This is a genomic window from Georgenia deserti (assembly GCF_042680605.1).
GTDB classification, from domain to species: Bacteria; Actinomycetota; Actinomycetes; order Actinomycetales; family Actinomycetaceae; genus Allobogoriella; species Allobogoriella deserti.
Window position 1 is genome coordinate 85,772 of record NZ_JBHUEE010000001.1, and the last position, 25,287, is coordinate 111,058.

Sequence of the window (25,287 nt, forward strand, 5' to 3'; positions counted from 1 at the left end):
GAGCGGACACCAGCGGTGGCGGTCAGCGTCGGCGTGCTTCGATAGGAGGATGACGATGACGCGCACCTGGCAGGGACCGTCCGCGCTCGAGCGGCTCGCGATCCTGCGCCGAACCCGGTCGGTCGCGATCGTGGGCGCCTCACCCAAGCCCGAACGGGCCTCGTACTTCGTCGCCACCTACCTCCTGGCCGACTCCCCGTACCGGGTCTACTTCGTCAATCCCCGGGAGCGCGAGATCCTCGGCCGGCCGGTCTATCCGTCACTCGATGCCCTGCCCGAGGTGCCCGACATCGTCGACGTCTTCCGCCGTCACGAGGACCTCCCCGCGGTGCTCGAGCAGACCGAACAGGTCGGGGCGAGGGTGCTGTGGCTGCAGCTCGGCTCATGGCACGAGGAGGTCGCCCGGGACGCCGAGGCCGCCGGGATCACCGTCGTCATGGACCGTTGCCTGAAGATCGAGCACGCCCGTTTCCACGGCGGCCTGCATCTGGCGGGCTTCAACACCGGGGTCATCTCGTCGAAACGTCAGCTCCCCGCCTGACCCACCCCCCAGCACGCCACTCGTCACTCGTGTGCCGACTGGTCAGTGGTGTGCCGGACGATCAGTCCAGTGCGCCGTCCTCGACCTCTCCCGCCCCGGCCGAGGAGTTCAGCGTCTCGGCGCGACGTACGGCAGGCAGGCGGCTTTGCGAGAAGATCAGGCCGGCCGTGAAGGCGACGGTCATCACCCCGAACGCGATCCACGACTCGTTCAGCATCATGACCATGAACGACACCCCCAGGAGGGCGAGCACCCACCACTGCCGGAGGAGAAAAACCCCGCCGGTCTCGCTATAGAGCCGGGCGTACGCCGTGGCGAGCGGGGCCAGCTGGGGATCACGAACCGCACGGCCGGAGTTCACCGCCGAGAACACCTCGTTGCGCTCGCCTCGGTCGAGCTCACGCAGACGTGCGAGAACCTCAGCGGGTTCACTCGAGTGCACAAGCACCACCTCGCCCACGCGGTCCCGTCCCAGGCTAGTGCCGCGAGGCCGTACCGCACCACACGGCCCTCGCCAGGAATCGGACCCCGCAGGCACCTTCGGCGGCAGTAGACTGCGAGTGCCGCCGCCGTCCATCCAGGAGCAGCTACACGTGGGTCACATCGTCGTCGAGGTCATGCCCAAGCAGGAGATCCTCGACCCGCAGGGCAAGGCCGTCGTCGGAGCGTTGCACCGCCTGGGGCACACCGCCGTGACCGATGTCCGGCAGGGCAAGCGGTTCACGCTCACCGTCGACGGCCCGGTTACCGAGGAGCATCTCGCCGCAGCCCGCGACGCCGCGACGACCGCCCTGTCCAATCCGATCATCGAGGACGTCGTCGGCGTCTACGAGCTCACCGGGGCGGACGCCGCGCAGACCGCCGGGGTCGAGGCGTGACCGCTCGGATCGGCGTCGTCACCTTCCCCGGTTCTCTCGACGACCGTGACGCCCAGCGCGCGGTGCGGCTCGCCGGCGCCGAGGCCGTCGCCCTCTGGCACGCCGACGCCGATCTGCACGGTGTCGACGCCGTCGTCCTGCCGGGCGGGTTCTCCTACGGCGACTACCTCCGCTGCGGCGCGATCGCCCGATTCTCACCGGTGATGACCGAGGTTGTCGCGGCGGCCCGCCGCGGCCTCCCCGTGCTCGGCATCTGCAACGGCTTCCAGATCCTGTGCGAGGCACACCTTCTGCCGGGCGCGCTCATCCGCAACGACCACCAGCACTTCATCTGCCGCGATCAGCAACTCCGGGTCGTCAACAACGCGACCGCCTGGACCCGCGAGCTGAGCGCCGGTGACGTCATCACCATCCCGCTGAAGAACGGCGAGGGCGGCTACGTGGCCGACGACGCCACGCTCAGGCGTCTGGAGGAGGAGGGTCAGGTGGTCTTCCGCTACGAGGGCGGCAACCCGAACGGGTCGCTGCACGACATCGCCGGCGTGACGAACGAGCGCGGCAACGTCGTCGGCCTCATGCCCCACCCCGAGCACGCCGTTGAGCCCGGGTTCGGCCCCGACATGGCGGATGCACCACGCTCGGGCACCGATGGGCTCGGGCTGTTCACCTCTGCGGTCCGGGCGCTCGTCTCGGCCTGAGTCCCTGACTGAGCCTGGCGGGCGCGTCAGCCGGCGGTGCCGCAGCCCAGGACGTCCGTCAGTGACGTCGGCGCCATACTGTGGGCGGTCGCCACCGGTTCGCAGGTCAGAGCGCCGTCGTGCGTGTTGAGGCCCAAGGCCAGCGCGCGGTCCTCACGCATGGCCGCGCGCCATCCGTGCTCGGCGAGCTCGACGGCGTAGGGCAGCGTCACGTTCGTCAGCGCGTACGTCGAGGTGTGCGGGACCGCCCCGGGCATGTTCGCCACGCAGTAGAACTGCGTGCCGTGCACCCGGTAGGTCGGCTCGGTGTGCGTCGTCGGGCGGCTGTCCTCGAAACAGCCGCCCTGGTCGACGGCGATATCGACGACGACGCTGCCGGGCTTCATCCGGGAGATCTGCTCGTTGCTCACGAGTTTGGGGGCCCGCGCGCCCGCGACGAGCACCGCGCCGATGATGAGATCGGCGTCGGCGATCGCGTGCTCGATCTCGAGGGCGTTCGACGCCATCGTCCGGCACGGGAACAGCGCGCCGGCCTGTCGGAGCTTACCGATGTCCTTGTCGAGCACCACGACCTCCGAGCGCATCCCGGCGGCGATGGCGAGCGCGTTCATGCCGGCGACGCCGGCGCCGATGATCACCACGCGCGCCGGGCGCACGCCCGCCACGCCACCCATGAGGACACCGCGCCCGCCCTGCGGGCTCATCAGGGTGTGTGCGCCGACCTGCGGGGCGAGTCGGCCGGCCACCTCGCTCATGGGCGCCAGCAGCGGGAGGGAACGGTCGGGCAGCTCGACGGTCTCGTACGCCACGGCCGTGACGCGGCGCGCGAGCAGTTCCTCAGTCAGCCGGCGGTCGGCGGCGAGGTGGAGGTAGGTGAACAGGACCAGCCCCTCCCGGAGCCGGTGGTACTCCGCGGGGATGGGCTCCTTGACCTTGAGGACGAGCTCGCCGGCGGCCCAGGTCTCGTCGGCGCCGTGGACGATCCGGGCACCCGCCGCGGCGTAGTCGTCGTCGGAGATCGCCGAGCCGACGCCGGCGCCCGCCTCGACGTGGACCTCGTGCCCGTGGCGGGTGAGCTCGTGCACTCCGGCCGGCGTGATGGCCACCCGCTGTTCGCTGTCCTTGATCTCGCGCGGGACCGCGACTCTCACGTCATCACCGCCCTCTGTGCCAGGATGGGCCGCCGAGTGGCCACCGCTGCTGCGCAGTGTAGGCCCGCCCGGGACGACCCTCACGTGCCGGGACCGAGTGCCGGTCGCCGACCGGCGGAGGAGACACGATGACCGAGACGGACCAGTCTCTGCGTGGTACCTGGCTTTTCGACCCGACGCACACCCGCCTGGGCTTCTCCGCCCGGCACGCCATGGTGACCCGCGTGCGCGGGTCCTTCAACGACTTCGACGGCCGGATCGAGGTGGCGCCGGCCAGTGCCGAGAGCGGCCTGGACGCTCACGTCGAGGTGCGGGTCCGCACCGCGAGCGTCGACACACGCAACGCCGACCGCGACGCGCACCTGCGCAGTGAGGACTTTTTCGACGCCGAGCGGTTCCCGGAGATGGTCTTCCGGTCGACCACGATCGACGAGGTGGGCGAGAACGCCTACCTCGCCGTCGGTGAACTGACGATCAAGGGCATCGCCAAGCAGGTCGGTGTGCCGATCGAGCTCACCGGCGTCCAGCGCGACCCGATGGGCAACCTGCGCGCCGGCTTCGAGGGCACGCGCCGCGTCGACCGTCGTGACTGGGGCCTGGAGTGGCAGATGCCGCTGGACGCCGGCGGGGTCCTGGTCTCGGAGAAGATCACCCTCGAGCTGGAGATCAGCGCGGTCAAGCAGGAGGACGACGCGGCCTCCGACGGCGGCCAGCCGGCGGATGGCGAAACGGCGGGCGAGGAGCCCACCGGCGTCTGACCGCCCCAGGTCACCTCGATCCGTCGGCCGAGACCAGCGTCTCGGTCAGCCTCCCGGCCGTCATCTCCCAGCGACGGTTCGCCCGGACGCTCTGCAGCATCCGACGGTCGTGCGTGACGAGCAGGACCGTGCCGTCGAAGGACTCGACGGCCTGCTCGAGCTGAACGATCGCCGGCAGGTCGAGATGGTTCGTCGGCTCGTCGAGGACGAGCAGATTGGCCCCGCGGGCTTGGAGCAGGGCCAGTGCCGCGCGGGTGCGCTCGCCGGGGGAGAGGGACGCGGCCGGCCGGAGCGCGTGCTGCCCACCGAGTCCGAACTTGGCCAGCAGCGTCCGCACCTGCGCCTCCGCCCAGCCCGGGAGGAGACGCCCGAACGTCTCGGCGACCGATTCGTCGCCCGCGAATGCCGCACGGGCCTGGTCGATTTCGCCGACCGCCACACCGGACCCGAGTGAGACGCGGCCGTCGTCGGGCGTGAGGCGGCCGAGCAGCAGGGCGAGGAGCGTGGATTTGCCGGATCCGTTCGCGCCGGTGAGGACCACACGGTCGCCGTAGTCGATCTGTGTGGTGATCGGTCCCAGCCGGAAGGTCCCGCGCCGGACGACGGCGGAGTCGGCGGTCGCCACGACCGTCCCGGACCGTGGCGCTCGGGCGATGGACAGACGCAGCTCCCACTCCTTGCGCGGTTCTTCGACCTCCTCGAGCCGCTCGATCGCCCGCTCGGTCTGGCTGATCTTGCCCGCCTGCTTCTCGCTGCGTGCCACGTTCCGGTGCACGATGTGCTTGTCGCCGTCGGACGCCTTCCTGCGGGCGTTCCGCACGCCCTTGTCCACCCATTGCCGCTGGGTCTGCATGCGCTCGTGCAGTGCGCCGAGCTTGTCCGCGTAGTCCTCGTACGCTTCCCGCGCGCGCCGGCGCGCGATCTCCCGCTCGGCGAGATAGGCCTCGTATCCGCCGTCGAAGACGGTGATCTGCTGCTGGGCACGGTCGAGTTCGACCACGCCCGTGACCGTCCGGGCGAGGAACTCGCGGTCGTGGCTGATCACCATCATCGGCGTACGGGTGCGGTTGTCCTCGACGAACCGTTCGAGCCGCTCCAGGCCGGCCAGGTCCAGATCGTTGGTGGGCTCGTCCAGGAGCAGCACGTCGTAGCGGGAGAGCAGCAGCGCGGCCAGCCCGGCGCGGGCCGCCTGCCCGCCGGAGAGCGCCGTGGTCGGTGCGTCGAGGTCGACGGTGAGCCCGAGGTCGGCGAGGACGGCGCCCGCCCGGTCATCGAGGTCGGCGCTCCCGAGGGCCAGCCACCGCTCCAGGGCGACGGCGTAGCTGTCGGCCGCCGCGGCGTCGTCCGGGTGGTCGGCCATCGTGCCGGCAGCGGCGTCCATGGCCGCCGTGGCCTGGGCGACCCCGGTACGACGGCGCAGCAGGTCGAGCAGCGTCTCGTGGGGCCGGCGCTCGGGTTCCTGGGCGAGGTAGCCGACGGTGGCCTCGGGTGGGGCGAGCGTGACCCGGCCGTCGATCTCGGCCGTGGTGGGCAGGCCGGCGAGAATCGTCAGCAGCGTGGACTTGCCGGCTCCGTTCGCGCCGACCAGGCCCCATACGTCGCCTGGAGCGACCGTGACCGTCAGCCCGGAGAAGAGCCGGTTCGGCCCGCGAGCCGCGCCGAGGTCAGCAGCATGCAGGGTCGCGGGCATGCCGTGAGAGTACGGAGTTTCCCCCGGCGTTCGTCCACCGGATTCCGCGGTCGCTATCGGTGCCTTCGTCGATAGACGGTGAGGAGAACCCCGTCTCCAACGACCCGAGAGTCGGTCAGCTGCCACGCCGTGAGGTCGGACATCTCGCCGAACAGTCGCCGACCGGTGCCGAGAAGGACCGGGAACGTCATGAGCCGGATCTCGTCGACAATGTCGTGGTCCAACAGGTCGGGGACGAGCGTGAGGCTGCCGGGTACCTGGATCTCGCCGTCGACCCGTTCTCGCAGTTGCGCAGCGCCGGGGATGGCGCCGTCGGAGAGCACCGTGGTGTTGTGCCACGTCGGCTCGGTGAGCGTTTGCGAGATGACGAACTTGGGCATGGAGTTGTACTTCTCCGCCAGCGGACCATCCATATGCGGCCACGCGCCCGCGAAGGACTCGTACGTGCGTCGACCCAGGAGCAATGCGGCAGCGCCGAGAGCTTCGTCGGTCTTGAACTGCTCACCGTCGTCACCACGGTCGAACCGTAAGCTCCAGCTCGGATGCCGGAACGGCTCGCCGCCCGGCGCCTCGGCGACACCGTCCAGGGACACGAACTCGGTCACCACGATTCTTCCCACGTCATTCTCCTTCGCGCGTGTTCGGCCACCACAGGCCGTAAAGACATCGGCACCGTCATGGCGCTTCCGTGGCTGCGGTGGTCGTCGACGGCCGGTGGGTTCCGGACAGAGATTACGGATGCTCCCAGGCGGCGTTCTTGTACAGCAGCGACAGTGCCTGGCCTGACTGACTCGTGACGCCCGTGCGAAGCTCACCTGCTGTCCTCCCGATGAAGCGGCGGAGCGACCTGGCGAGATGTGGCTGGTCGTAATAGCCCAGTCGATGGACGACGTCGAGCGGGCGGGTGCCCTCCCGGAGGAGGAGCGCGGCTTGCCTGGCGCGTTCGATCCGACGGATCGCGCCTAGTGTGAGCCCGGTACTCGCCACGACACGGCGTTGTACCGTGCGCAGGCCGTGCCGAGAGGCCTCGCCGGCAATGGCGTCGGCCACCAGTGGGTCCCGAATGAGCAGGCCTCGGCGGACCAGGCGGTCGACAAGGATCTCGGCTGTATCGAAGTCGGGTAACTCCCACCGGTCACCAGCCAACAGAAACGATGTGGCCGTAACGTGCGGACTGCATGCTTCGGCGTCGACAAGTCGTGTGACGGGTATGGACGAGATCGCGACGCCGTGGGCGAAGACGATCCCGAAAGACGTCGAGTCCGGTGTCGTGGCTACCGTGCTCGCTGCCGTCTCCGGTCCGCGTGCCACGACCTGCAGGCGGCCGCGCTCCCGCGAGACCACGAGTTCCCAACTCGAGGCGGCGACGGACGTCATCAGGGCGACGCCGTCGACGCGACCGCGCCACACCCTCTCCACGAACGGGGAGTCGGACGGGCGGTGCTCGGCATCGATGATCACCGTCACCGCTCCGTGCCAAGGGTCGGGATCGGCACCGGCGGTCGCTCGTCGCCGACCTGGTCGGTCGCAGGCATGAGCGTCAGCATAGGCATGCCCGCGACCGACCGGACATCACGCCGGGACGTGACGATCGACGTACACCCGCAGGGCTTCGCGTACGAACTCGGCCCCGCCCAATCCGCCGTAGTTCGCCGCAAACCGCGGATCGGCGGCGTACATGTCGCCCAACCCGAGGATGTACTCACGTGCCGGGCTCTCGCCGTTCCTGGGCGTGCTAGGAATGCCGGCCAGCCACTCGACGTGCTGCCGGGCGAGCTCCTGCGCCTCGGTGCCGGCCGGGTCGGCGCCGCGCCCGGCGGCCAGCGCCCAGGCCTGGTTGAGTTCCTCGGTGCGCCGACGGAACGTCGCGCGCTCGGACTCGCTCATACCGCGCCACCAGCTGTCGCCGGCCTCGTAAGCGTCCGCGCCCCAGCGCTCGACGACCTCGTCCTTGTACTGCGTGTGGTCGAACCCGTCGAACATCTCGTTCGCCATGAGGGGTTCACCTGCCTCTCGTTTCTCGATGGTGGTCCGTACCGAGGCGATGCGGCGTTCCACCCGGTCGCGCTCCTGCTCGAGGAGGGCGAGGTGGGTCCGCAATGCCTCAGTGGTCTCCTGAGTGCCGTCCAGGACCTCGGCGATCGTCGACAGTGCGAGCCCGAGCTCGCGGAGCAGCAGGATCCGCTGCAACCGCACGAGCGCGTCCTCGTCGTAGTGCCGAAGACCGCCGTGCCCCGTCCGCGATGGGTGCAGGAGGCCGATCCGGTCGTAATGCCGCAAGGTCCGGCTCGTGGTGCCGGTGAGCTTGGTGATCTGGTGGATCGACCACTCGCTCATGGGTCATCACGTCCTTCCTTGTGCTGCCTGATGGCCGGTGCGTCTCGACCGGATCGGGAACCACCATTCCGGTTGACGTTACGTCAAGCGCAAGGGCGCTGAAAGAAGCGTCATGTGACTCGCCGCACAGGATTGACGACTGGGCGCAGGATTGACGAGTGGGCCCAGGGTTGACGAGTGGGCGCAGGAATGACGAGTGGGCGCAGGATTGACGAGTGGGCGGGGAGGGGTGGGCCGTGTCCACAGGAAGATCGGCCATTCTGTGTGTATGTGCACAAGGGTGTGGACATGGCCGGTGGATAACTCTGACCAACGGGTGAACGCGGGCGGACATGGCACCCAACGGTGCAGGTCGTGGACCTACGCTGTGACCCGCTTCACGGGAGGTGGCCGCACCTCGGTGAGCGGTGGATATCCCCAGCCGGCGCGGGGGAACGGCGCCGATCCGGGCAGTTATCCCCAGGTTCGTCCGCGCGCTCGCACCGTCACTGGGGTCGTACGGTTCCGGATGCGTGGACGCCGCCTGAGCGCCGGTTCCACACGACGAAGGTGCCGTCCTTCCCGACGGCGTAGGCCGCCGTCGTCGGCAGCAGCACGGGCTTGCCGAACTCGACCGTCCACACCAGGGGCGCCCGGCGCAGCCGCGCCGGCGCACCGGCCAGGGCGCGCGCCGCAGTGTCCATCCCGTGGGCGATCGGGCGGCGGAAGCCGAACAGGCGTGCGCCCAGCCGCGAGACGTGGATCGGATTCCTGTCCCCGGAGACGTCCGCGTACCTGCTCGTCTCCCGTGGGGTCAGCCGCCACAGGGCCGTCGGGGTCGACGGCGGGCGGGCCGGCTCACTCCGTGGTGCCGCCTCCGCGACGGTCAGCCCCCTGGGTGGGCGTCCCTTGGCCAGGTAGGTCGAGACCCCACGCCAGGCGAGCTCGTCGCCGGCAGAGACCTCCACGACCAGGTCGACCGTGACGCCGCGGTGGTGCGTCCGCGCTCCGGTGGCCCAGGCCCGCACGGTCAGGACGTCGTCGAGGGTGAGCTGGCGGCGGACCTCCACGCGGTTCGCCACGTGGACCATGCCCAGCACACCGAGCGGGAAGTCCTCTCGGACCATGATCGCCATCGCCAGCGGGAAGGCCGTGACGTGCACGAACCCGGCGGGCAGGTTGTCCGTCCCGGGCTCACCCACCAGATGCTGATACTCCGCGAGTCGCGTCGGATCGGCACGGACGCCGTCGACGCGCAGGACCACCGGTGGCAGGTCACGCGCCGGGATCGTGGCCAGCACCAGCCGGCCCGTGCGGGCCACCGCCCGGGCGTACAGCGCCGGCAGGGACGGCATCTCGCGCAGGCGTTCCTCCCGGTAGCCGGCCGGCGGGGTGTCCCGGCCCGGCCCCGTGCTCTGTGGTCCTCCGCCGTCCGGCCCGGTCGGCCCCACCGGGCGCCCCGCGCTCACTGGCCCACCACCATCTGCCCGCACACCCGCAGTGTCTGGCCGTTGATCCCACCGGCCTGCGGTGAGGCGAGAAACGCGATCGCCTCGGCGACGTCCACCGGCAGGCCGCCTTGCTGCAGCGAGCTCGTCCGGCGGGCGATCTGCCGCGCCACCGCCGGCACGGTCGCCGTCATATCCGTCTCGATGAAGCCCGGGGCGACGGCGTTGGCCGTCCCGCCCGTGCGGCTCATCGGGCCGGCGAGGGCCCGGGTCATCCCGATGATGCCGGCCTTCGCCGCCGCATAGTTCGTCTGCCCACGGTTGCCGGCGATTCCCGAGGTGGAGGCGAGCGAGACGATCCGCGGAGCGACCGCCTGTCCGCCGAGCGTCCCCGGAGCCGCGAACGTCTCGTTCATCCGCAGCGGTGCCGCGATGTTGACGGCAAGCAGTGCCTCGAACTTCTCCGGCGTCATGTTGGCGAGCAGCTTGTCGCGGAGGATCCCCGCGTTGTGCACCACGAGGTCGAGGTGGCCGAACCGCGAACGGGCCACGTCGAGGATCCGGTCGGCGGCGTCGTCGGCGGTGACGTCGAGCTGCAGGGCCGTACCCCCGACCGCGTTCATCACGGCGCTGAGCGCCTCGCCGGCCGCGGGCACGTCGACCCCGAGAACCTGGGCGCCGTCCCGGGCCAGCACGCGCACGACCTCGGCGCCGATACCGCGCGCCGCCCCCGTCACGACCGCGACGGCACCGGTCAGCGGGCGACGCCAGTCGGCCGGTTCGGTGCCGGCGTCGGTGCCCACGGTCAGCAGCTGGCCGTCGACGAACGCGGACCGGGCCGAGAGCAGGAACCGCAATCCGCCGCGGACCGAGACGGACGAGACCTCGACACCGTCGGCCAGCACCAGGCCGTTGCCGGTGGCTCCTGCTCGTAGCTCCTTGGCCACCGACCGGAGAAAGCCGTCCACGCCGTGACGGGCCGCGGCCGGCGCAGGATCGACGTCGTCGCCGGACGGCGCGGCGAGCGCGGGCGGAGCCGTCCGGGAGAGCGTCACGACCCGGCCGCTCGGCGCGAGCTTGCGCAGTACCGAGCCGAGCGTCAGGGCGGGTTCGGACAGCTGCGCGGGGTGGGTCAAGCCGGTGAGGACCACGACGACGGCGCCCCACCGGTCGTGGTCACCGAGCCGGGTGTCGCGGCGCACGTCGAGGTCCCAGCTCAGCAGATCCGCTGCGACGGCGTCCGCCTCGCCCGTCGAGGCGGAGTCCGAGAGCACCAGGACCGGCCCGGGGGTCAATGGCTGGTCGACGGCGTCGGCGTCGGTGCGGCGCAACGGCGCCGGGCGCGGGAGGCCCAGCTTCTTGGCCACGGCCGCGGCGGGCCCGGAGTTGACCAGCTCGAGATAGGTGTCACTCATGCCCGCTCCTCAGGCCGCTTCGAGGACCATCGTGACGGCCTGACCGCCGGCGGCGCACACCGAGATGAGTCCGCGCGCTTTCCCGGCACGGACCTCGGAGTCGCCGCGTTCGTGCAGCAGCTTCGCCAGCGTCCCGACGATCCGGCCGCCAGTGGCGGCGAACGGGTGACCGGCGGCCACCGAGGACCCGGTCACGTTGAGACGAGCCTGGTCGATGCCGCCGACCGGCTCGTCCAGGCCCAACTGCCGCCGGCAGAACTCCTCGTCCTCCAGGGCGGCCAACGTGGTCAGCACCGTCGCAGCGAACGCCTCGTGGATCTCGACCAGGTCGAAGTCCTGCAGGCGCATGCCGTTGCGGGCGAGCAGGGTCGGGATCGCGTAGGCACCGCCCATGAGCAGCCCGTCGTCGCCGGAGACGAAGTCCGTCGAGGCCACTTGGGCATCGACCACGTGAGCCAGCACCGGCAGCCCGCGTTCGCTCGCCCACGCGTCCGAGGCGAGCAGGACGGTCGAGGCACCGTCGGACAGCGGCGTCGAGTTGCCGGCCGTCATGGTGGCCGGGACCTCGGCGTTGCGGGTGCCGAACACCGGCTTGAGCTTCGCCAGCTTTTCCATCGACGTGTCCGGTCGCAGCGTCTCGTCCCGTGTCAGCCGGCGGTACGGCGTCATGAGATCGGCGAAGAAGTCGCGCTCGTAGGCGGCCGCCAGATTCTGGTGCGAGGCAAGCGCCAGTTCGTCCTGCGCCTGCCGAGTGATGCCCCAGCGGGCCGTGGTCAGCGCCTGGTGTTCGCCCATGCTCAGGCCGGTCCGGGGCTCGGCGACATCCGGTGCCACCGGGGTCAGGTCGGCGGGGCGGACGCCGGCGAAGGCCCTGACGCGCTGCTGCCACGTCTTGGCGCGCGAGGCACTCAGGAGCGCACGGCGGAGACGGTCGGAGACCACGATCGGCGCGTCGGAGGTGGAGTCCACGCCCCCGCCGACGCCCACCTGGGCCTGTCCGAGCGCGATCTTGTTGGCCACGCCGATGATCGCCTCCACACCGGTGCCGCAGGCGCGCTGCACGTCGTAGGCGGGCGTGCGCGGGTCCAGCGAGGAGCCGAGAACGACCTCGCGGACGAGGTTGAAGTCCCGGGAGTGCTTGAGCACCGCACCGCCGGCCACCTCGTCCAGGCGCTCGCCGGCCAGGCCGAACCGGGCGACCAGGCCTTCCAGGGCGGCAGTGAGCATGTCCTTGTTGGAGGCGGCGGCGTACGCGCTGCCGGCCTTGGCGAACGGGATGCGGTTCGAGCCCACGATGGCCGCTCGAGCCGGGGGCGGGGTGTCGGGAGTCGTCGTCACGTCGTCGTCCTGCGTTTCTCTCGGGGTCGGAGGAGCATTGCTCCTTGTTACGCACAGTACCTGATACTGTCAGTTACGTGATGCCGATCACCTCAGACGCCGTCGCGGCCGACGGCGAAGCTCCGACCGTCGACGGCCGCACCGCGCGCTGGGCCGGCCACCGGGCGACCCGCCGCGCCGAGCTCGTCCGCGCCGCCCGCCGTGCCGTGCATGACCTGGGACCGGACGTGTCCATGGACGACATCGCCGGTCACATGGGCACCTCGAAGCCAATCCTGTACCGCTACTTCACCGACAAGACCGGCCTCCAGGTCGCCGTCGGACAGGCCGTCCTGGGCCGCATGCGCGCGGCCATCGAGGACGCCGCCGCGGCGGCACGTGGCCCACGCGCCAGGATCGCCGCCATGGTTCGCGTCTATCTCGAGATGGTCGACGCCTCGCCCCACGTCTACGCGTTCGTCACCCGGCCCGAGGCCACCGCGCGTGAGGTGCGGGGCTTCGCCGGCGACGTGGCCGATCTCGTCGTGGACGCCCTGCTCCCGGCCCTGACTGGGGACCTCGACGACGGTGCGGCGCCGGCCCGGGCGGAGGTCGACCCCGACACGCTTATCGCGGCACGACTCTGGGCGGCGGGCGTCGTCGGCCTGGTGCGCGGCGCCGTCGACGTCTGGCTCGGCGACCGCGTCGACACCGCCGACCCGGCCGCACCGGCCACCGACCTCGACCGTGAGGCACTGGCCGACCACCTGACCAACTGGCTCTGGGACGGCGCCGTCGGCGTCCTCCGCCGGGCCCGCAACGCCACCACCGGAGCCTGAGGCTCCACCGTCGAACCGGAGAAGCTTATGACCACCACCCCCACCGCCGGCAACCGCGCCCCAACAGGTCGACGGACCTCCACCCGGACGCCCACTGCGGACAGCCCGCCGCGCGCCGGTGCCCCTGCCGGCATCGACGTTCCGGCCCTCGGCCGCCTGCTCGACGGACGCTGGTGGCAACTGCGCCGGGCCTCCCGAGACCTCGCCCTCGCCGAGGACATGCAGAAGATCGAGGGCCTGCCCACGCCAGAGCACCGCGAGCGCACCATGCATCAGACCCGGCTGCTCGTCGAGCGCGGGCAGCCGAACCGCGGCTTCCCCGCAGCCGTCGGTGGTGGCGCTGACCCGGGCGGCAACCTCGCCGGGTTCGAGGAGCTCGTCGTCGCCGACCCGTCGCTGCAGATCAAGGCCGGCGTGCAGTGGGGACTCTTCGGCTCCGCAGTCGCCAACCTCGGCACCGAGGAGCAGCACGCACGACTCCTGCCGGGAATCATGGACCTGACCGTCCCCGGCTGCTTCGCGATGACCGAGATCGGTCACGGTTCGGACGTGGCGGCGCTGGGCACCACCGCCACCTACCACCCGCAGACCGAGGAGTTCGTCATCGACACCCCGGTCACGGCCGCACGCAAGGAGTACATCGGCAACGCGGGCCAGCACGGCATCGCCGCCGTCGTCTTCGCCCAGCTGATCAGCCACGGGGTGAACCACGGCGTGCACGCGTTCTACGTCCCGATCCGCGAGCGCGCCGAGGACGGCACCCTGCGCTTTGTCCCGGGCGTCGACGGTGAGGACGACGGACACAAGGGCGGGCTGAACGGCGTCGACAACGGCCGGCTCTGGTTCGACCACGTCCGCATCCCGCGCACCAACCTGCTCGCCCGCTACGGCGAGGTCGCCCCTGACGGGACGTACAGCTCGCCCATCGCGAGCCCGGGGCGGCGGTTCTTCACCACGCTCTCCACGCTGGTCCAGGGCAGGGTCTCGCTGTCCGGGGCCTGCGTCGTCGCCACGAAGATGGCGCTGGCCATCGCAATCCGGTACGGCACCGAACGGCGGCAGTTCACCACGGCCGACGAGCACACCGAACAGGTCCTCCTCGACTACGGCCAGCACCAGCGCCGGCTGCTGCCGCTGCTCGCCCGCTCCTACGCCGCCACCTTCGCCCACGCCGAGCTGCTCGAACGCTTCCACGGCGTCTTCTCCGGCGAGCACGACACCGACGAGGACCGCCAGGACCTGGAGACGCTGGCCGCCGCCGCCAAGCCGATCAACTCCTGGCTGGCGCTGGAGGCGCTGCAGGAGTGCCGCGAGGCCTGCGGCGGCGCCGGCTATCTTGCGGAGAACCGGCTCACCGGGCTGCACGCCGACATGGACGTCTACGCCACCTTCGAGGGCGACAACAACGTCCTGCTGCAGCTCGTCGGCAAACGGCTGCTGACCGACTACGGAAAGGAGATGGCCCAGGTCGACATCGCCGGCGCCGTCCGGTGGGTCGCCGACCGGGCGGCCGACATGACGCTGCACCGCACCCCGCTGCGGCGTACGGCGCAGTCGATCCGGGACTCCGGCTCACGGGCCCGCTCGGCCGGTCACCTGCGCGAGGCCGACACCCAGCGTGAGCTGCTCGAGGACCGCGTCGAGGCGATGGTCGAGGAGATCGCGCTCGCGCTCCGCCCGGCGCGCAAGGCTCCGCCGACCGAGGCCGCGGCCCTGTTCAACGCGCACCAGCACCAGCTCATCGAGGCGGCGCGCGCGCACGGTGAGCTTCTGCAGTGGGAGGCGTTCACCGCTGCGCTGCCCTCCGTCCGCGACTCCGTGACGCGAGAGGTGCTCACCACCCTGCGCGACCTCTTCGGGCTCACCCTGATCGAGAAGAACCTCGCGTGGTACCTCAGCGAAGGGCGGCTGTCCGCACAGCGCGCCAAGACCGTCACCAGCTATGTGGACCGGCTGCTCGGCCGGCTGCGCCCGCACGCGCGAGACCTCGTCGATGCCTTCGGTTACACCCCGGAGCACCTGCGGGTCCCCATCGCCTCAGGGGCCGAGGAACAGCGACAAACCGAGGCCCGGGACTACCTGCGCCGGCGCCGTGCGGCCGGTCAGGAGCCGATCAGCGAGAAGGCGCTCCGCAACGGTTGACGGGGGCGCCTGCCGACGTGTGGGCAGCTCACCCGAACGAGGTTGCGGAATCCGCGCGTTTTTCGACGGATTCGGCAACCTCGTTCGAGCCACGGAGCAGGAGCCGGGAGTTCAGGCGTGACCGACCGGGATGACCGTCGGCAGCGCGTCGACCGGGTCTGGGAACACGTGCGCACGGAGACCGAAGACGTCGGCGAGCATCCCCGCGTCGAGCACCTCGGCCGGGCCGCCCTCGGCGTGCACGGCGCCGTCCTTCATCACGACGACGTGATCCGAGTAGCGCGCCGCCAGAGCGAGATCGTGCAGGACGACGACGACCGTCTTGCCCTCCCGGCGCAGCCGGACCACGAGGTCGAGGACGTCGACAGCATGTGCGAGATCCAGGTGCGTCGTGGGCTCGTCGAGCAGCACGACGCCGGTCTGCTGCGCCAGCGTCATCGCGATCCAGGCCCGTTGCCGCTGCCCGCCGGAGAGCTCCTCGAGCGGCCGGTCCGCCAGATCTGCCACCCCGGTGGCGGCCATCGCCTGCTCTGCGATCGCCGCGTCCACGGTGGACCACGGTCGGTACCAGGGCCGGTGCGGCTGGCGCCCCCTCTCGACCAGGTCGCCGACCGTCATCCCTTCAGGGGCCACCGGAGACTGCGGCAGCAGAGCGAGTCGTCGCGCCAGCTCGCGTGCACGCAGCGACCGGATGGGCTCGCCCTCGAGCTCGACGTGTCCGGCGCGCGGCGTGAGCAACCGACCGAGCACGCGTAGCAGGGTCGACTTCCCGCAGCCGTTCGGCCCCACGATCGTGGTGATCCGTCCGTGGCCGATCTGCAGGTCGACGTCGTCGAGCACGGTGCGGGGCCCGTAGCCCGCGGTCACGCCCACGGCGCGCAACGGACACCGGTTCGTCTGCCCGGGTAGCGCGCCGGCCTCGAGCGCCGGGGAACGGTCAGGCACTTCTCCTCCTGAGGGATCGGATCATCAGATACAGCAGGAACGGGGCGCCAACGATCGAGGTGATGATGCCGACGGGCAGGGGGACGGGCAGTGCCTGAGCTGTGCTGTCCGCGACGAGGAGCAGCAGGGCGCCGGTGATCGCCCCGGCCAGCGGCGGTGGTCCGGCGGTGCCGAACAGGCGCATGGCCGCCTGCGGGGCCACGAACGCGACGAAGGCCACCGGGCCGGCGACCGCGGTCGCGACCGACGCCAGCAGGACGGCCAGCAGCAGCGCGACGGCCTCGGTCCGGCCGGTCCGCACCCCCAGGGAGGCGGCGACGTCGCGCCCGAGCCGCAACGCCCCCAGGCGGTCGGCGAGCAGGACGCACACCGTCAGCGCGGGCAGCACGGCCACGGCCGTGGCCAGGTCCTCGCTGCGCACGCCGTCGAGCGAGCCGGCCAACCAGCGGGTCGCGACCGCTGCCTGCTGGAGGTCGGCGCGCGTGAGCAGCCACGACACGACCGCCAGGGCGAGGGCGTTCACCCCGATTCCGACCAGCACCACGCGATACCCGTCGAATCCGGCGCGCCAGCTCAGGGCCAGGATGAGGGCCGCCGCAGCGAACCCGCCCCCGATCGCGGCCGGGCCGTATGCCGAGTGCGCGGGCACCCCCAGGACTTCGGCCGACTCGGGCCGGACCGCGAGCCAGACCGCCGCAGCCGACGCACCCGAGACGACGCCGAGGATGTCCGGGCTGGCGATCGGGTTGCGCGTGATGGTCTGGGTCAGGGCGCCGCTGCAGCCGAGCGCCGCTCCGACAACCAGGGCCGCCAGGACGCGCGTGAGCCGGCGGTCCACGACCAGGGCCTCGACGCTCGTGCCCTGCCCCGCGAGCGCGGCCAGCACCCGGTCCACCGGCAGCGCCAGGGCGCCGGTGAGCAACCCGGCGAGCGTGATGGCCACCACCGCCGCGCCGACCACCGTCGCCGCGAGAACGGGCCGACGCCGCAGCCGGACGCCGACCGGCCCGAGCCGCACCCCGGTGCCCCGTGTGCTCGTCACAGTGCCCGACCTCCGGCTTCCTCGGCTCCGCTCCCGGCGGGTCTCGTTCCTCGCCCCACCGTCCGCTGCACCTTCGTCAGCCTCACAGTGCCACCAGGCGACGTCGGCGGGTGATGGCGAGCAGCACCGGCGCTCCGACGGCGGCCATGACGATGCCCGCCTGCAGCTCACCGGGCCGCGCCACGATCCGCCCGATCGTGTCGGCGACGAGCAGCAGCACGGTCCCGGTCAGTGCTGACGCCGGCACGATCCACCGGTAGTCGTGACCCAGCAGGCGCCGCGCCAGGTGGGGTGCGACGAGACCGACGAACGTGATCGGTCCGCACACCGCGGTCGCCGTCCCGGCCAGCAGCGTCAGGGAGGCGATCCCGATCACCCGTGCCCGGACGACGCCGGTTCCCAGTGACCGCGCCACGTCCTCGCCGAGGCCCAGGGTGCTCAGCGCACTGCCGTTCCACAGCGCGAGCGCCATTCCGACGGCGGCCAGCGGGAGGACCAGCCAGGCCGCCGAGACCTCGCGGGTGGCCACCGAGCCCACCTGCCAGAACCGCATCACCTCGAGCGTCTGGTCGTCGAGGAGGACGAAACTCGAGGTCAGGGCACTGAGCAGGGCGGACAACGTGGTGCCCAGCACCGCGAGGAGGACCAAGGCGTTCCCGCGCAGCGAGCCGAGACCGAGCACGAAGAGCAGGGTCGAGGCGCCGCCGGCCCCGAGCAGTGCCGCGAGGACGACGGCTCCAGGGTCCTGCACACCGAGGACGAACGTCACGACCGCGACACCGAAGCCCGCGCCGGCGTTGACGCCGAACAACCCGGGATCCGCGAGCGGATTGCGGGTATGGCCTTGCATCAGTGCCCCGGCGGCGCCCAGTGCCGCCCCGGCAGCCAGGCCCACCAGGGTGCGGGGGAGACGCTGACTGGTGATCACGGTGGCGTCGTAGGAGTCGGCGTCGCCGGCCAACGCGGCGAGGATCTCCGGAAGCGGGATCGCCCGGTTGCCGACCGCGACGCTGACCAGGAGGGCGAGTACTACGAGAGCAAGCAGCACGGCGAAGACCACCGTCACGGCGGCGATGCGGGACCGGGATGCGGACGAAGGCACGGGCCGCAGTCTAAGTTAGGTTAGCCTTCATTCATTACGGCATGGTGCAGTCATCTAATTCGGACGTTTTCGCGAAGGAGCCTTCATGTCGCTGGCCCGCCCGGGTGTCGCGGTGCTCGCAGTTGCCACCGCCCTGAGTCTCGCCGCGTGCAGCGGTGCCGCCGACACGGGTGGCGCCGCCGCCCAGGATGGTGGGGAGGCCGGCGGAGGTGACGGCGGGACGCGCACGGTCACCTCGCCGTTCACCGGTGAGGAGGTGGAGATCCCCACCGACCCGGAACGCGTCGTCGCCCTGTGGCGGACCGGCGTGGTCCTCGCCGACCTCGGGGTCGAACCGGTGGCCGCCCTCGAAGGCGAACTTCTCCCGTCCGAGCTGCAGCCCGAAGTCTACGAGCCGCTTGCCGGCGTGCCCACCGTCGGCACCTGGGAGGGCGTCGACATCGAGGAGTTGATCGCCGCCGACCCCGACCTCATCATCGGCATGGACAACGGCGGGCTGACGATGAACTACGACGAGATCTCCCAGGTCGCGCCGACGGTCATCCTGGACATCGCCGAACCGCCGGACGTGTGGGCGAACTACCCCACCGTGGCCGACCTGGTCGGCCGGACCACCGACTTCGACGAGCGGGACGCCGCACTCTCGGAGGACCTCACCGCCATCGCCGACGATCACGACCTCGAGGGCCTCGAGGTCACCGCGTTCAGCGCCTCCGACGGCTCGATCTGGGTCTCGACCGCCAAATCTCTCAACTACGCACGGCTCGACGCCGCGGGGTTCGGCTACAACGAGGACTACGTCGACGATCCCGAGCGGTATGTCACCGAGCTCTCGGCCGAGAACATCGCCGACCTGGCCGACCAGGACGCCATCTTCTACGAGGTCGACATCGACGGTTCGGTCCCACCGGACGTCCAGAGCGTGCTGGACATGGAGTCCTTCCAACAGTTGCCGGCCGCACAGGCCGGCCACGTCTTCCCCCTGACCTCCGGCGTCGTCTACACCTTCGACGCCGCCCAACAGCAGGTCGCGGACCTGCGCGCCGCCGCCGAGGAGCTGAGCTCATGACGATCGGGACCACCCTGCGCCGACCGGGCGGGCCACCACCCGAGGCCGCCTGGAACGACTTCGCCATCAAGATCCGCGAACTGACGGTGCTGCGCCGCACCTACGTCACCCCTCGGATGGTGCGGATCACGCTCGGCGGCGAGAACGCCGACGGCTTCGAGTCGCACACCCCGGACGAGCACTGCAAGCTCGTCTTCCCCGACGCGGAGACCGGCCGCACCCGCCCACCGGTGCAGGACGGCGACCACCTCCACTGGCCGCACCCCTTCCCGCCCACCCGCGAGTACACGGTGCGCAGGTACGACGCCGCAGCCCGTGAGGTCGACTTCGACTTCGTGGTGCACGACGGCGGTCTGGCCGCGAACTGGGCTGTCACCTGCGAGATCGGCTCGACGCTGTGGGTCGCCGGGCCGCGCCCGTGCCTGGTGCCGTCGCCGGACTTCGGCTTCCACGTCCTGCTCGGTGACGAGACCGCGCTTCCGGCGATCGCACGCTGGCTCGAGGAACTGCCCGACGACGCCCGGGGTGTGGCCGCCGTCGAGGTCGCCGACGCAGCCGAGGAGCAGGACCTCCGCGTCCCCGACGGCGTCGAGCTCACCTGGTTGCACCGCAACGGCGCCGCGCCCGGGACGACCCGGCTGCTCGGCGACTTCGCCGAGACCCTCACGCTGCCGGACGAGGCCTGGACCTACGTCTGGGCCTATGCCGAGGCGGGCTGCATCAAGCCGGTCCGCCGCTGGGCCCGTGCCCAGGGGGTGGGGAAGAAGCAGAGTGACATCGGCGGCTACTGGAAAGCCGGCCGCGACAACTCCGTCCAGGCCGTGCTCGCCGACCCCGAGCGTGAGCAGGAGCTGCGCGAACGCATCCCCGAGGACGACCCGCGCCACCCCGACAACCACCACGATCACGACCACGACGACGGGTTCCCCACCGCCCCGCGGTCAGGCGTCCGGCGCTCACCACGCCGGTAGACTCCCTCCGGTGACCGCCTCGACCGAGCACCCGGCCCGCCCGGACGCCCCCGCACCCGGCGCCGACGTCCCGGACACGGTGGACAGGGCGGCGGAAACCCCCGACGAGCAGCTCCCGTACACCGAACTCGGGCTCAAAGCCGACGAGTACGCCCGAATCGTCGAAATCCTCGGGCGCCGGCCCACCGCGGCCGAGCTCGCCATGTACTCGGTGATGTGGTCCGAGCACTGCTCCTACAAGTCCTCCAAACGCCATCTGCGCCAGTTCGGCGACAAGACCACCGACGAGATGCGCCGGCATCTCCTGGTCGGGATCGGGCAGAACGCCGGCGTCGTCGACATCGGTCAGGGATGGGCCGTGACCTTCAAGGTCGAGTCGCACAACCACCCGAGCTTCGTCGAGCCGTATCAGGGCGCCGCGACCGGCGTGGGCGGCATCGTCCGCGACATCATCTCCATGGGTGCCCGGCCGGTCGCCGTCATGGACCAGCTCCGCTTCGGTGCCGTCGACCACCCGGACACCGCGCGCGTCGTGCACGGCGTCGTCGCCGGCGTCGGCGGCTACGGCAACTGCCTGGGTCTGCCCAACATCGGCGGCGAGACCGAGTTCGACGCCTCCTACCAGGGCAACCCGCTGGTCAACGCGCTCTGCCTCGGCGTGCTCCGCCACGAGGACATCCACCTCGCCAATGCCTCCGGCGCCGGGAACAAGGTCGTCCTCTTCGGTGCCCGGACCGGGGGCGACGGCATCGGCGGCGCCTCCATCCTCGCGTCGGAGACCTTCGAGGACGGGATGCCCACCAAGCGGCCCAGCGTCCAGGTAGGCGACCCGTTCATGGAGAAGGTCCTCATCGAGTGCTGCCTCGAGCTCTACGCCGCCGGCGTGGTCGAGGGGATCCAGGACCTCGGCGCCGCCGGCATCTCGTGCGCCACCTCCGAGCTGGCCTCCAACGGCGACTCCGGCATGCACGTGGACCTGGAGAACGTGCTGCTGCGCGACCCGACCCTCAACGCCGGCGAGATCCTGATGAGCGAGTCGCAGGAGCGGATGATGGCCGTCGTCGCGCCGGACAAGCTCGAGCAGTTCGACGCCATCACGACCAAGTGGGACGTCGAGGCCGCCGTCATCGGCGAGGTCACTGGCGACGGCCGCCTCACCATCGACCACCACGGGCACCGCATCGTCGACGTCGACCCCAAGACGGTCGCGCACGAAGGCCCCGTCTATGACCGGCCCTACGCTCGCCCCGCCTGGCAGGACACCCTCGCCGCCCACAGCACCGCGGGCCTGGCCCGGCCGGCCGACGCCGCAGGGCTGCGTGCCCAGGTCCTCGCGCTCGCCGGTTCGCCGAACCTCGCGTCCACCGCCTGGGTCACCGACCAGTACGACCGGTATGTCCAGGGCAACACCGCACTCGCCCAGCCCGACGACGCCGGCGTGATCCGCGTCGACGAGACCAGCGGGCTGGGCGTCGCACTCGCCACCGACGCGAACGGCCGGTTCACCAAGCTCGACCCACGCACCGGTGCCGCGCAGGCGCTGGCCGAGGCGTACCGCAACGTCGCGACCGTCGGCGCGCGTCCGCTCGCCGTCACGGACTGCCTGAACTTCGGTTCGCCGGAGGACCCGGACGCGATGTGGCAGCTCGTCGAGGCCATCACCGGCCTGGCCGACGCCTGCCGCGACCTCGGCGTCCCGGTCACCGGCGGCAACGTCAGTCTCTACAACGGGACGGGCGAGCCGGGCCGGATCGACTCCTCCATCAATCCGACGCCGGTGGTCGGCGTGCTCGGTGTCCTGCCCGACGTCACCCGGGCGACGCCGTCGGGTTGGACCGAGGCCGGCCGGGCGGTCTACCTGCTCGGGAGGACGGCGGAGGAACTGGACGGGTCGGTCTGGTCCGACGTCATCCACTCCCATCTCGGTGGCGTGCCGCCCAAAGTCGATCTCGACGCCGAACGCCGGCTCGCCGAGGTGCTCATCGGGGCCGGCGGCGCCGGCCTCGCCCACGCCGCGCACGACCTGTCCGGCGGCGGCCTGTCCCAGGCACTGGTCGATGCCGTGGCCCGGTTCGGTGTCGGTGCCGAGGTCGACCTCACCGAACTCCTCGAGCGTGACGGGATCGACGCGGCCACGGCCCTGTTCGCCGAGTCCGGCGCCCGTGCCCTGGTCGCCGTCGCCGACGGCGCACAGGCGGAGTTCGAGGAGCTCGCCGCCCACCACGGTGTGCCGGCCCTGCGACTCGGCGCCACTGGGGGCGGCTCCCTGATGGTGAGGCTGTCGGACGGCGAGGTCGTCGAGCTGTCCGTCGCCGACCTGCGCGAGACCGCCACCGCGGCGCTGCCCCGCCACTTCGGCTGAGACCAGGATGCTCCTCGAGATCGCGGTCGGCGACGTCGAGGGCGCCCGTGTCGCCCGGGAGTCCCGAGCCGACCGGATCGAGCTGAGCCAGGCACTGCCGCTCGGCGGTCTGACGCCGAGCCCCGGTCAGGCCGAGCTCGCCACGGCCCTCGGAGTGCCGGTGCGGGCGCTCATCCGGCCGCGTGGTGGCGGGTTCGCGTATTCGGCAGCCGAGGTCGCGGCGATGGTTCGAGATATCGAGGCCCTGACCGATGCCGGCGCCGCCGGCTTCGTGCTGGGTGCGCTCGACGCCGAGAGTGCCGGCCTCGACCGGCAGACGTTGCGGCTGCTGATCCGTGCGGCCGAGGGTCGAGCGGTGCTGGTCCACCGGTGCGTGGACGTGCTTCTCGCGGCCGGTTATGATCCGGCGGTCCTCGCCGGCGAGCTCGCAGACCTCGGGGTCGCGGGGGTACTGACCTCAGGCGGTGCACCGCGAGCACTCGAGGGGGTTCCGGTGCTGAGTGCGCTCGCCGAGGGGAGCGAGGGCCGGCTCGAGATCGTCGCGGGCGGGGGAGTCCGGCCGGAGCATGTGCATGCGCTCGCAGACGCCGGCGCGCACGCCGTCCACCTCAGCGCAGCGACCTCCGCCCGCAGCGGCCCGGCCGGGCCCGGCGGCGGCACGGACGAGTACATGACCACCGGCCCCGCTCGGGTAGCGGCCGCGCGCGCCGCCGTCGACGACCTGGCCGTACGCTGAGGGCATGCTCGTCGCCTTCTCCGTCGCTCCCACCACCGCCGACACCCCGGACGGATCGGTCGGAGCCGCCGTCGCCGAGGCGGTGCGGGTGGTGCGCGAGTCCGGGCTGCCGCATGAGACCACGGCGATGTTCACCACGATCGAGGGCGAAGACTGGGACGAGGTCTTCCGGGTCATCAAACGTGCCACCGAGGCCGTCACCGCCGTCAGCCCGCGGGTGAGCCTGGTCATCAAGGCGGACATCCGGCCCGGGTACACGGGACAGCTCACCGAGAAGGTCCGCCGTGTCGAGGAGCACCTCGGCGAGAGCTGATCCTCACGCCGACTCACGCCGGCTCACACCGGGTCACCCCGGCTCGCGGCGACGACGCCGCAGTGCGTCCACGCCCGCGGCTACGACCGCCACGCACAACAGGGCGATGTTCACGCGCAGCCCCGCGCTCATCGCCTCCCCGTACCCCCCGGCCAGGCCGCCGCTACCGAGGTTCGAGAAGAACACTGCGGCCACCACGGCGATACCGACGGAGGCACCGACCCGCTGCGCGGTCTGCAGTACCCCGCCGGCCGAGCCGCCGCGCTCGACCGGGACGTCCGCCAGCGTCAGCGTCTGGTTCGGGGCGACGACGTTGCCGTTGCCCAGCCCCGCCACCGCGAGGCACGCGGCGATCACCAACGGCGTCCGGGGGCCGTCCATGCTGGCCGCGACGAGATCGACACCGACCATCCCGACGATCATGACCGTCGCGCCGCCGACGACCGTCCACCGCCCGAACCGCTGCACCATCCGCCCGCTGCGCGCGGCCGAGAGAGCTCCGCACAGGGCGAACGAGGTAAGGGTCAGCCCGGCCTGCAGCGGGGTGAGCTGCAGACCCTGCTGCAGGTACAGCGTGCTGAGCAGGAACAACCCGGTGAAGCCGGCGAAGTATGCGGTCCCCACCGCGACCCCGAACGCGAAGGACGGCGTACGTACCAGCGCGGCCGGCAGCACCGGCGAGCCGCCCGCGCGTTCGAGGCGGCGCTCCCACCAGGCGAAGAGCCCGCCGCACGCCAGGCCGACCGCCACGGTCCACCACGGCGCGTCGCCCTGGGCCTCGGAGGCGACGACGAACGGGAGCATCACGCAGACCACCGCGGCGCCGAGCAGCACAAGCCCGACGACGTCGATGTCGACCCGCCCGGCCGGCCGCCGGTCGTGGCCCGGCAGGTACCGCAACGCCAGGGGGATGAGCAGGAGGCCGATGGGGACGTTGACGAGGAACACCGCCCGCCAACCGTGCTCCTGCCCGAATGCGGCGATGAGTAGACCACCGACCAGCGGCCCCGTCGCCGTGGACAGCCCGACGGTGGCGCCGAAGTACCCGAACGCGCGGGCCCGCGCCGAGCCCGAGAACAGCTGCTGGATGAGCCCGACGACCTGGGGATTCAACGTCCCGGCACTGAGTCCCTGCAGAAGCCGGCACAGCGCGAGCACGCCGGCGGACGGTGCCATCCCGCACGCGGCGGAGAAGATCACGAAGGCGATGAGTCCACCGACGAAGAGTCGGCGACGGCCGAGGACGTCGCCGACTCGGCCCGCCGGGACGAGCATGAGACCGAACGCCAGGCTGTAACCGGCGACGATCCACTGCAGGTCGCTGGGCCCGGCGTCGAGAGCGTCCTCGATCGACGGCAGTGCCACGTTGACGATCGAGACGTCGAGCAACGCCATGAAACCGGCGCCCAGGCACACCGCGAACGCGTGCCACCGTGCGCGGTCCGCCTGACCGGCGGTCTCGGAATCGGGCGGCAGGCTCACCCCTCTGGTCTAGCACTCGCCTGCGTGTGGTGCCCGGCCGTGCGCTCTACCGCCCGCTCGCGCACCACTCCA

Annotated in this window: 24 protein-coding genes; 11 read left to right on the forward strand and 13 right to left on the reverse strand. The window is 71.5% G+C overall.

The window, feature by feature from the left end; all coding sequences use genetic code 11:
* The first annotated feature begins 55 nt into the window (after positions 1–55).
* Entirely contained in the window at positions 56–541 is a 486-nt protein-coding gene (locus ACFSE6_RS00420; protein ID WP_388001734.1) for a CoA-binding protein, read from the forward strand.
* Positions 542–602: 61 nt separating this feature from the next.
* On the opposite strand, the gene ACFSE6_RS00425 is transcribed toward ACFSE6_RS00420, so the two are convergent.
* The gene (locus ACFSE6_RS00425) at positions 603–983 is read right to left on the reverse strand and encodes a hypothetical protein (protein WP_388001735.1); all 381 of its coding nucleotides are present in this window, start codon (positions 981–983) and stop codon (positions 603–605) included.
* Positions 984–1,134: 151 nt separating this feature from the next.
* Here ACFSE6_RS00425 and purS point away from each other — a divergent pair, with 151 nt between their 5' ends.
* Together purS and purQ are read left to right on the forward strand one after the other, a co-directional pair.
* Positions 1,135–1,419 (forward strand): phosphoribosylformylglycinamidine synthase subunit PurS, encoded by a 285-nt coding sequence (gene purS / locus ACFSE6_RS00430; protein ID WP_388001736.1) that lies wholly within the window; start codon positions 1,135–1,137, stop codon positions 1,417–1,419.
* Complete coding sequence (gene purQ, locus ACFSE6_RS00435; protein ID WP_388001737.1) at positions 1,416–2,117, forward strand: phosphoribosylformylglycinamidine synthase subunit PurQ; 702 nt, start codon at positions 1,416–1,418, stop codon at positions 2,115–2,117. The genes purS and purQ overlap by 4 nt, the downstream gene beginning before the upstream one ends.
* A gap of 26 nt (positions 2,118–2,143) precedes the next feature.
* Here purQ and ald read toward each other — a convergent pair whose 3' ends face one another.
* Positions 2,144–3,268 (reverse strand): alanine dehydrogenase, encoded by a 1,125-nt coding sequence (gene ald, locus ACFSE6_RS00440; protein WP_388001738.1) that lies wholly within the window; start codon positions 3,266–3,268, stop codon positions 2,144–2,146.
* Between the two features lie 128 nt (positions 3,269–3,396).
* Between ald and ACFSE6_RS00445 the strand changes: the two genes are divergently transcribed.
* Positions 3,397–4,026 (forward strand): YceI family protein, encoded by a 630-nt coding sequence (locus ACFSE6_RS00445; protein WP_388001739.1) that lies wholly within the window; start codon positions 3,397–3,399, stop codon positions 4,024–4,026.
* 10 nt (positions 4,027–4,036) lie between these two features.
* On the opposite strand, the gene ACFSE6_RS00450 is transcribed toward ACFSE6_RS00445, so the two are convergent.
* From ACFSE6_RS00450 to ACFSE6_RS00480, 7 genes are all read right to left on the reverse strand, one after another.
* On the reverse strand, positions 4,037–5,716 hold the full coding sequence (locus ACFSE6_RS00450) for an ABC-F family ATP-binding cassette domain-containing protein (RefSeq protein ID WP_388001740.1): 1,680 nt from the start codon (positions 5,714–5,716) through the stop codon (positions 4,037–4,039).
* A gap of 53 nt (positions 5,717–5,769) precedes the next feature.
* Positions 5,770–6,336, reverse strand: coding sequence for a dihydrofolate reductase family protein (locus ACFSE6_RS00455; protein ID WP_388001741.1), 567 nt, complete (start codon positions 6,334–6,336; stop codon positions 5,770–5,772).
* A 112-nt stretch (positions 6,337–6,448) separates the two neighbouring features.
* Positions 6,449–7,183 carry a helix-turn-helix transcriptional regulator gene (locus ACFSE6_RS00460; RefSeq protein ID WP_388001742.1) on the reverse strand — a complete coding sequence of 245 codons (735 nt, stop codon included), beginning with the start codon at positions 7,181–7,183 and terminating at the stop codon, positions 6,449–6,451.
* Positions 7,184–7,288: 105 nt separating this feature from the next.
* Complete coding sequence (locus ACFSE6_RS00465; protein WP_388001743.1) at positions 7,289–8,053, reverse strand: MerR family transcriptional regulator; 765 nt, start codon at positions 8,051–8,053, stop codon at positions 7,289–7,291.
* A 485-nt stretch (positions 8,054–8,538) separates the two neighbouring features.
* Complete coding sequence (locus tag ACFSE6_RS00470; RefSeq protein ID WP_388001744.1) at positions 8,539–9,501, reverse strand: MaoC/PaaZ C-terminal domain-containing protein; 963 nt, start codon at positions 9,499–9,501, stop codon at positions 8,539–8,541.
* Entirely contained in the window at positions 9,498–10,895 is a 1,398-nt protein-coding gene (locus tag ACFSE6_RS00475; RefSeq protein ID WP_388001745.1) for a 3-oxoacyl-ACP reductase, read from the reverse strand. The genes ACFSE6_RS00470 and ACFSE6_RS00475 overlap by 4 nt, the downstream gene beginning before the upstream one ends.
* A gap of 9 nt (positions 10,896–10,904) precedes the next feature.
* Complete coding sequence (locus tag ACFSE6_RS00480) at positions 10,905–12,233, reverse strand: acetyl-CoA C-acetyltransferase (protein ID WP_388001746.1); 1,329 nt, start codon at positions 12,231–12,233, stop codon at positions 10,905–10,907.
* An 80-nt stretch (positions 12,234–12,313) separates the two neighbouring features.
* Here ACFSE6_RS00480 and ACFSE6_RS00485 point away from each other — a divergent pair, with 80 nt between their 5' ends.
* Together ACFSE6_RS00485 and ACFSE6_RS00490 are read left to right on the forward strand one after the other, a co-directional pair.
* On the forward strand, positions 12,314–13,051 hold the full coding sequence (locus tag ACFSE6_RS00485) for a TetR family transcriptional regulator (RefSeq protein WP_388001747.1): 738 nt from the start codon (positions 12,314–12,316) through the stop codon (positions 13,049–13,051).
* A 27-nt stretch (positions 13,052–13,078) separates the two neighbouring features.
* Positions 13,079–15,193 carry an acyl-CoA dehydrogenase family protein gene (locus ACFSE6_RS00490; RefSeq protein WP_388001748.1) on the forward strand — a complete coding sequence of 705 codons (2,115 nt, stop codon included), beginning with the start codon at positions 13,079–13,081 and terminating at the stop codon, positions 15,191–15,193.
* Positions 15,194–15,304: 111 nt separating this feature from the next.
* Here ACFSE6_RS00490 and ACFSE6_RS00495 read toward each other — a convergent pair whose 3' ends face one another.
* The 3 genes from ACFSE6_RS00495 to ACFSE6_RS00505 all read right to left on the reverse strand — a co-directional run bounded on the left by ACFSE6_RS00495 (position 15,305) and on the right by ACFSE6_RS00505 (position 18,282).
* On the reverse strand, positions 15,305–16,075 hold the full coding sequence (locus ACFSE6_RS00495) for an ABC transporter ATP-binding protein (RefSeq protein WP_465254101.1): 771 nt from the start codon (positions 16,073–16,075) through the stop codon (positions 15,305–15,307).
* 55 nt (positions 16,076–16,130) lie between these two features.
* The gene (locus ACFSE6_RS00500) at positions 16,131–17,180 is read right to left on the reverse strand and encodes a FecCD family ABC transporter permease (RefSeq protein ID WP_388001750.1); all 1,050 of its coding nucleotides are present in this window, start codon (positions 17,178–17,180) and stop codon (positions 16,131–16,133) included.
* An 82-nt stretch (positions 17,181–17,262) separates the two neighbouring features.
* Positions 17,263–18,282, reverse strand: coding sequence for a FecCD family ABC transporter permease (locus tag ACFSE6_RS00505; protein WP_388001751.1), 1,020 nt, complete (start codon positions 18,280–18,282; stop codon positions 17,263–17,265).
* 85 nt (positions 18,283–18,367) lie between these two features.
* Between ACFSE6_RS00505 and ACFSE6_RS00510 the strand changes: the two genes are divergently transcribed.
* From ACFSE6_RS00510 to ACFSE6_RS00530, 5 genes are read left to right on the forward strand one after another with little or no spacing between them, the layout of a single operon-like run.
* The gene (locus tag ACFSE6_RS00510; RefSeq protein ID WP_388001752.1) at positions 18,368–19,351 is read left to right on the forward strand and encodes an ABC transporter substrate-binding protein; all 984 of its coding nucleotides are present in this window, start codon (positions 18,368–18,370) and stop codon (positions 19,349–19,351) included.
* On the forward strand, positions 19,348–20,322 hold the full coding sequence (locus ACFSE6_RS00515; RefSeq protein ID WP_388001753.1) for a siderophore-interacting protein: 975 nt from the start codon (positions 19,348–19,350) through the stop codon (positions 20,320–20,322). Before ACFSE6_RS00510 ends, ACFSE6_RS00515 begins: the two co-directional genes overlap by 4 nt.
* Positions 20,323–20,332: 10 nt before the next feature.
* Positions 20,333–22,684, forward strand: a complete 2,352-nt coding sequence (gene purL / locus ACFSE6_RS00520) for a phosphoribosylformylglycinamidine synthase subunit PurL (RefSeq protein ID WP_388001754.1) — start codon at positions 20,333–20,335, stop codon at positions 22,682–22,684.
* A 7-nt stretch (positions 22,685–22,691) separates the two neighbouring features.
* On the forward strand, positions 22,692–23,420 hold the full coding sequence (locus ACFSE6_RS00525) for a copper homeostasis protein CutC (RefSeq protein WP_388001755.1): 729 nt from the start codon (positions 22,692–22,694) through the stop codon (positions 23,418–23,420).
* A 4-nt stretch (positions 23,421–23,424) separates the two neighbouring features.
* Positions 23,425–23,733, forward strand: a complete 309-nt coding sequence (locus ACFSE6_RS00530) for an MTH1187 family thiamine-binding protein (protein WP_388001756.1) — start codon at positions 23,425–23,427, stop codon at positions 23,731–23,733.
* Between the two features lie 33 nt (positions 23,734–23,766).
* Here the strand turns inward: ACFSE6_RS00530 and ACFSE6_RS00535 are convergent, their stop codons facing one another.
* On the reverse strand, positions 23,767–25,215 hold the full coding sequence (locus tag ACFSE6_RS00535; RefSeq protein ID WP_388001757.1) for an MFS transporter: 1,449 nt from the start codon (positions 25,213–25,215) through the stop codon (positions 23,767–23,769).
* Positions 25,216–25,287: the final 72 nt, after the last annotated feature.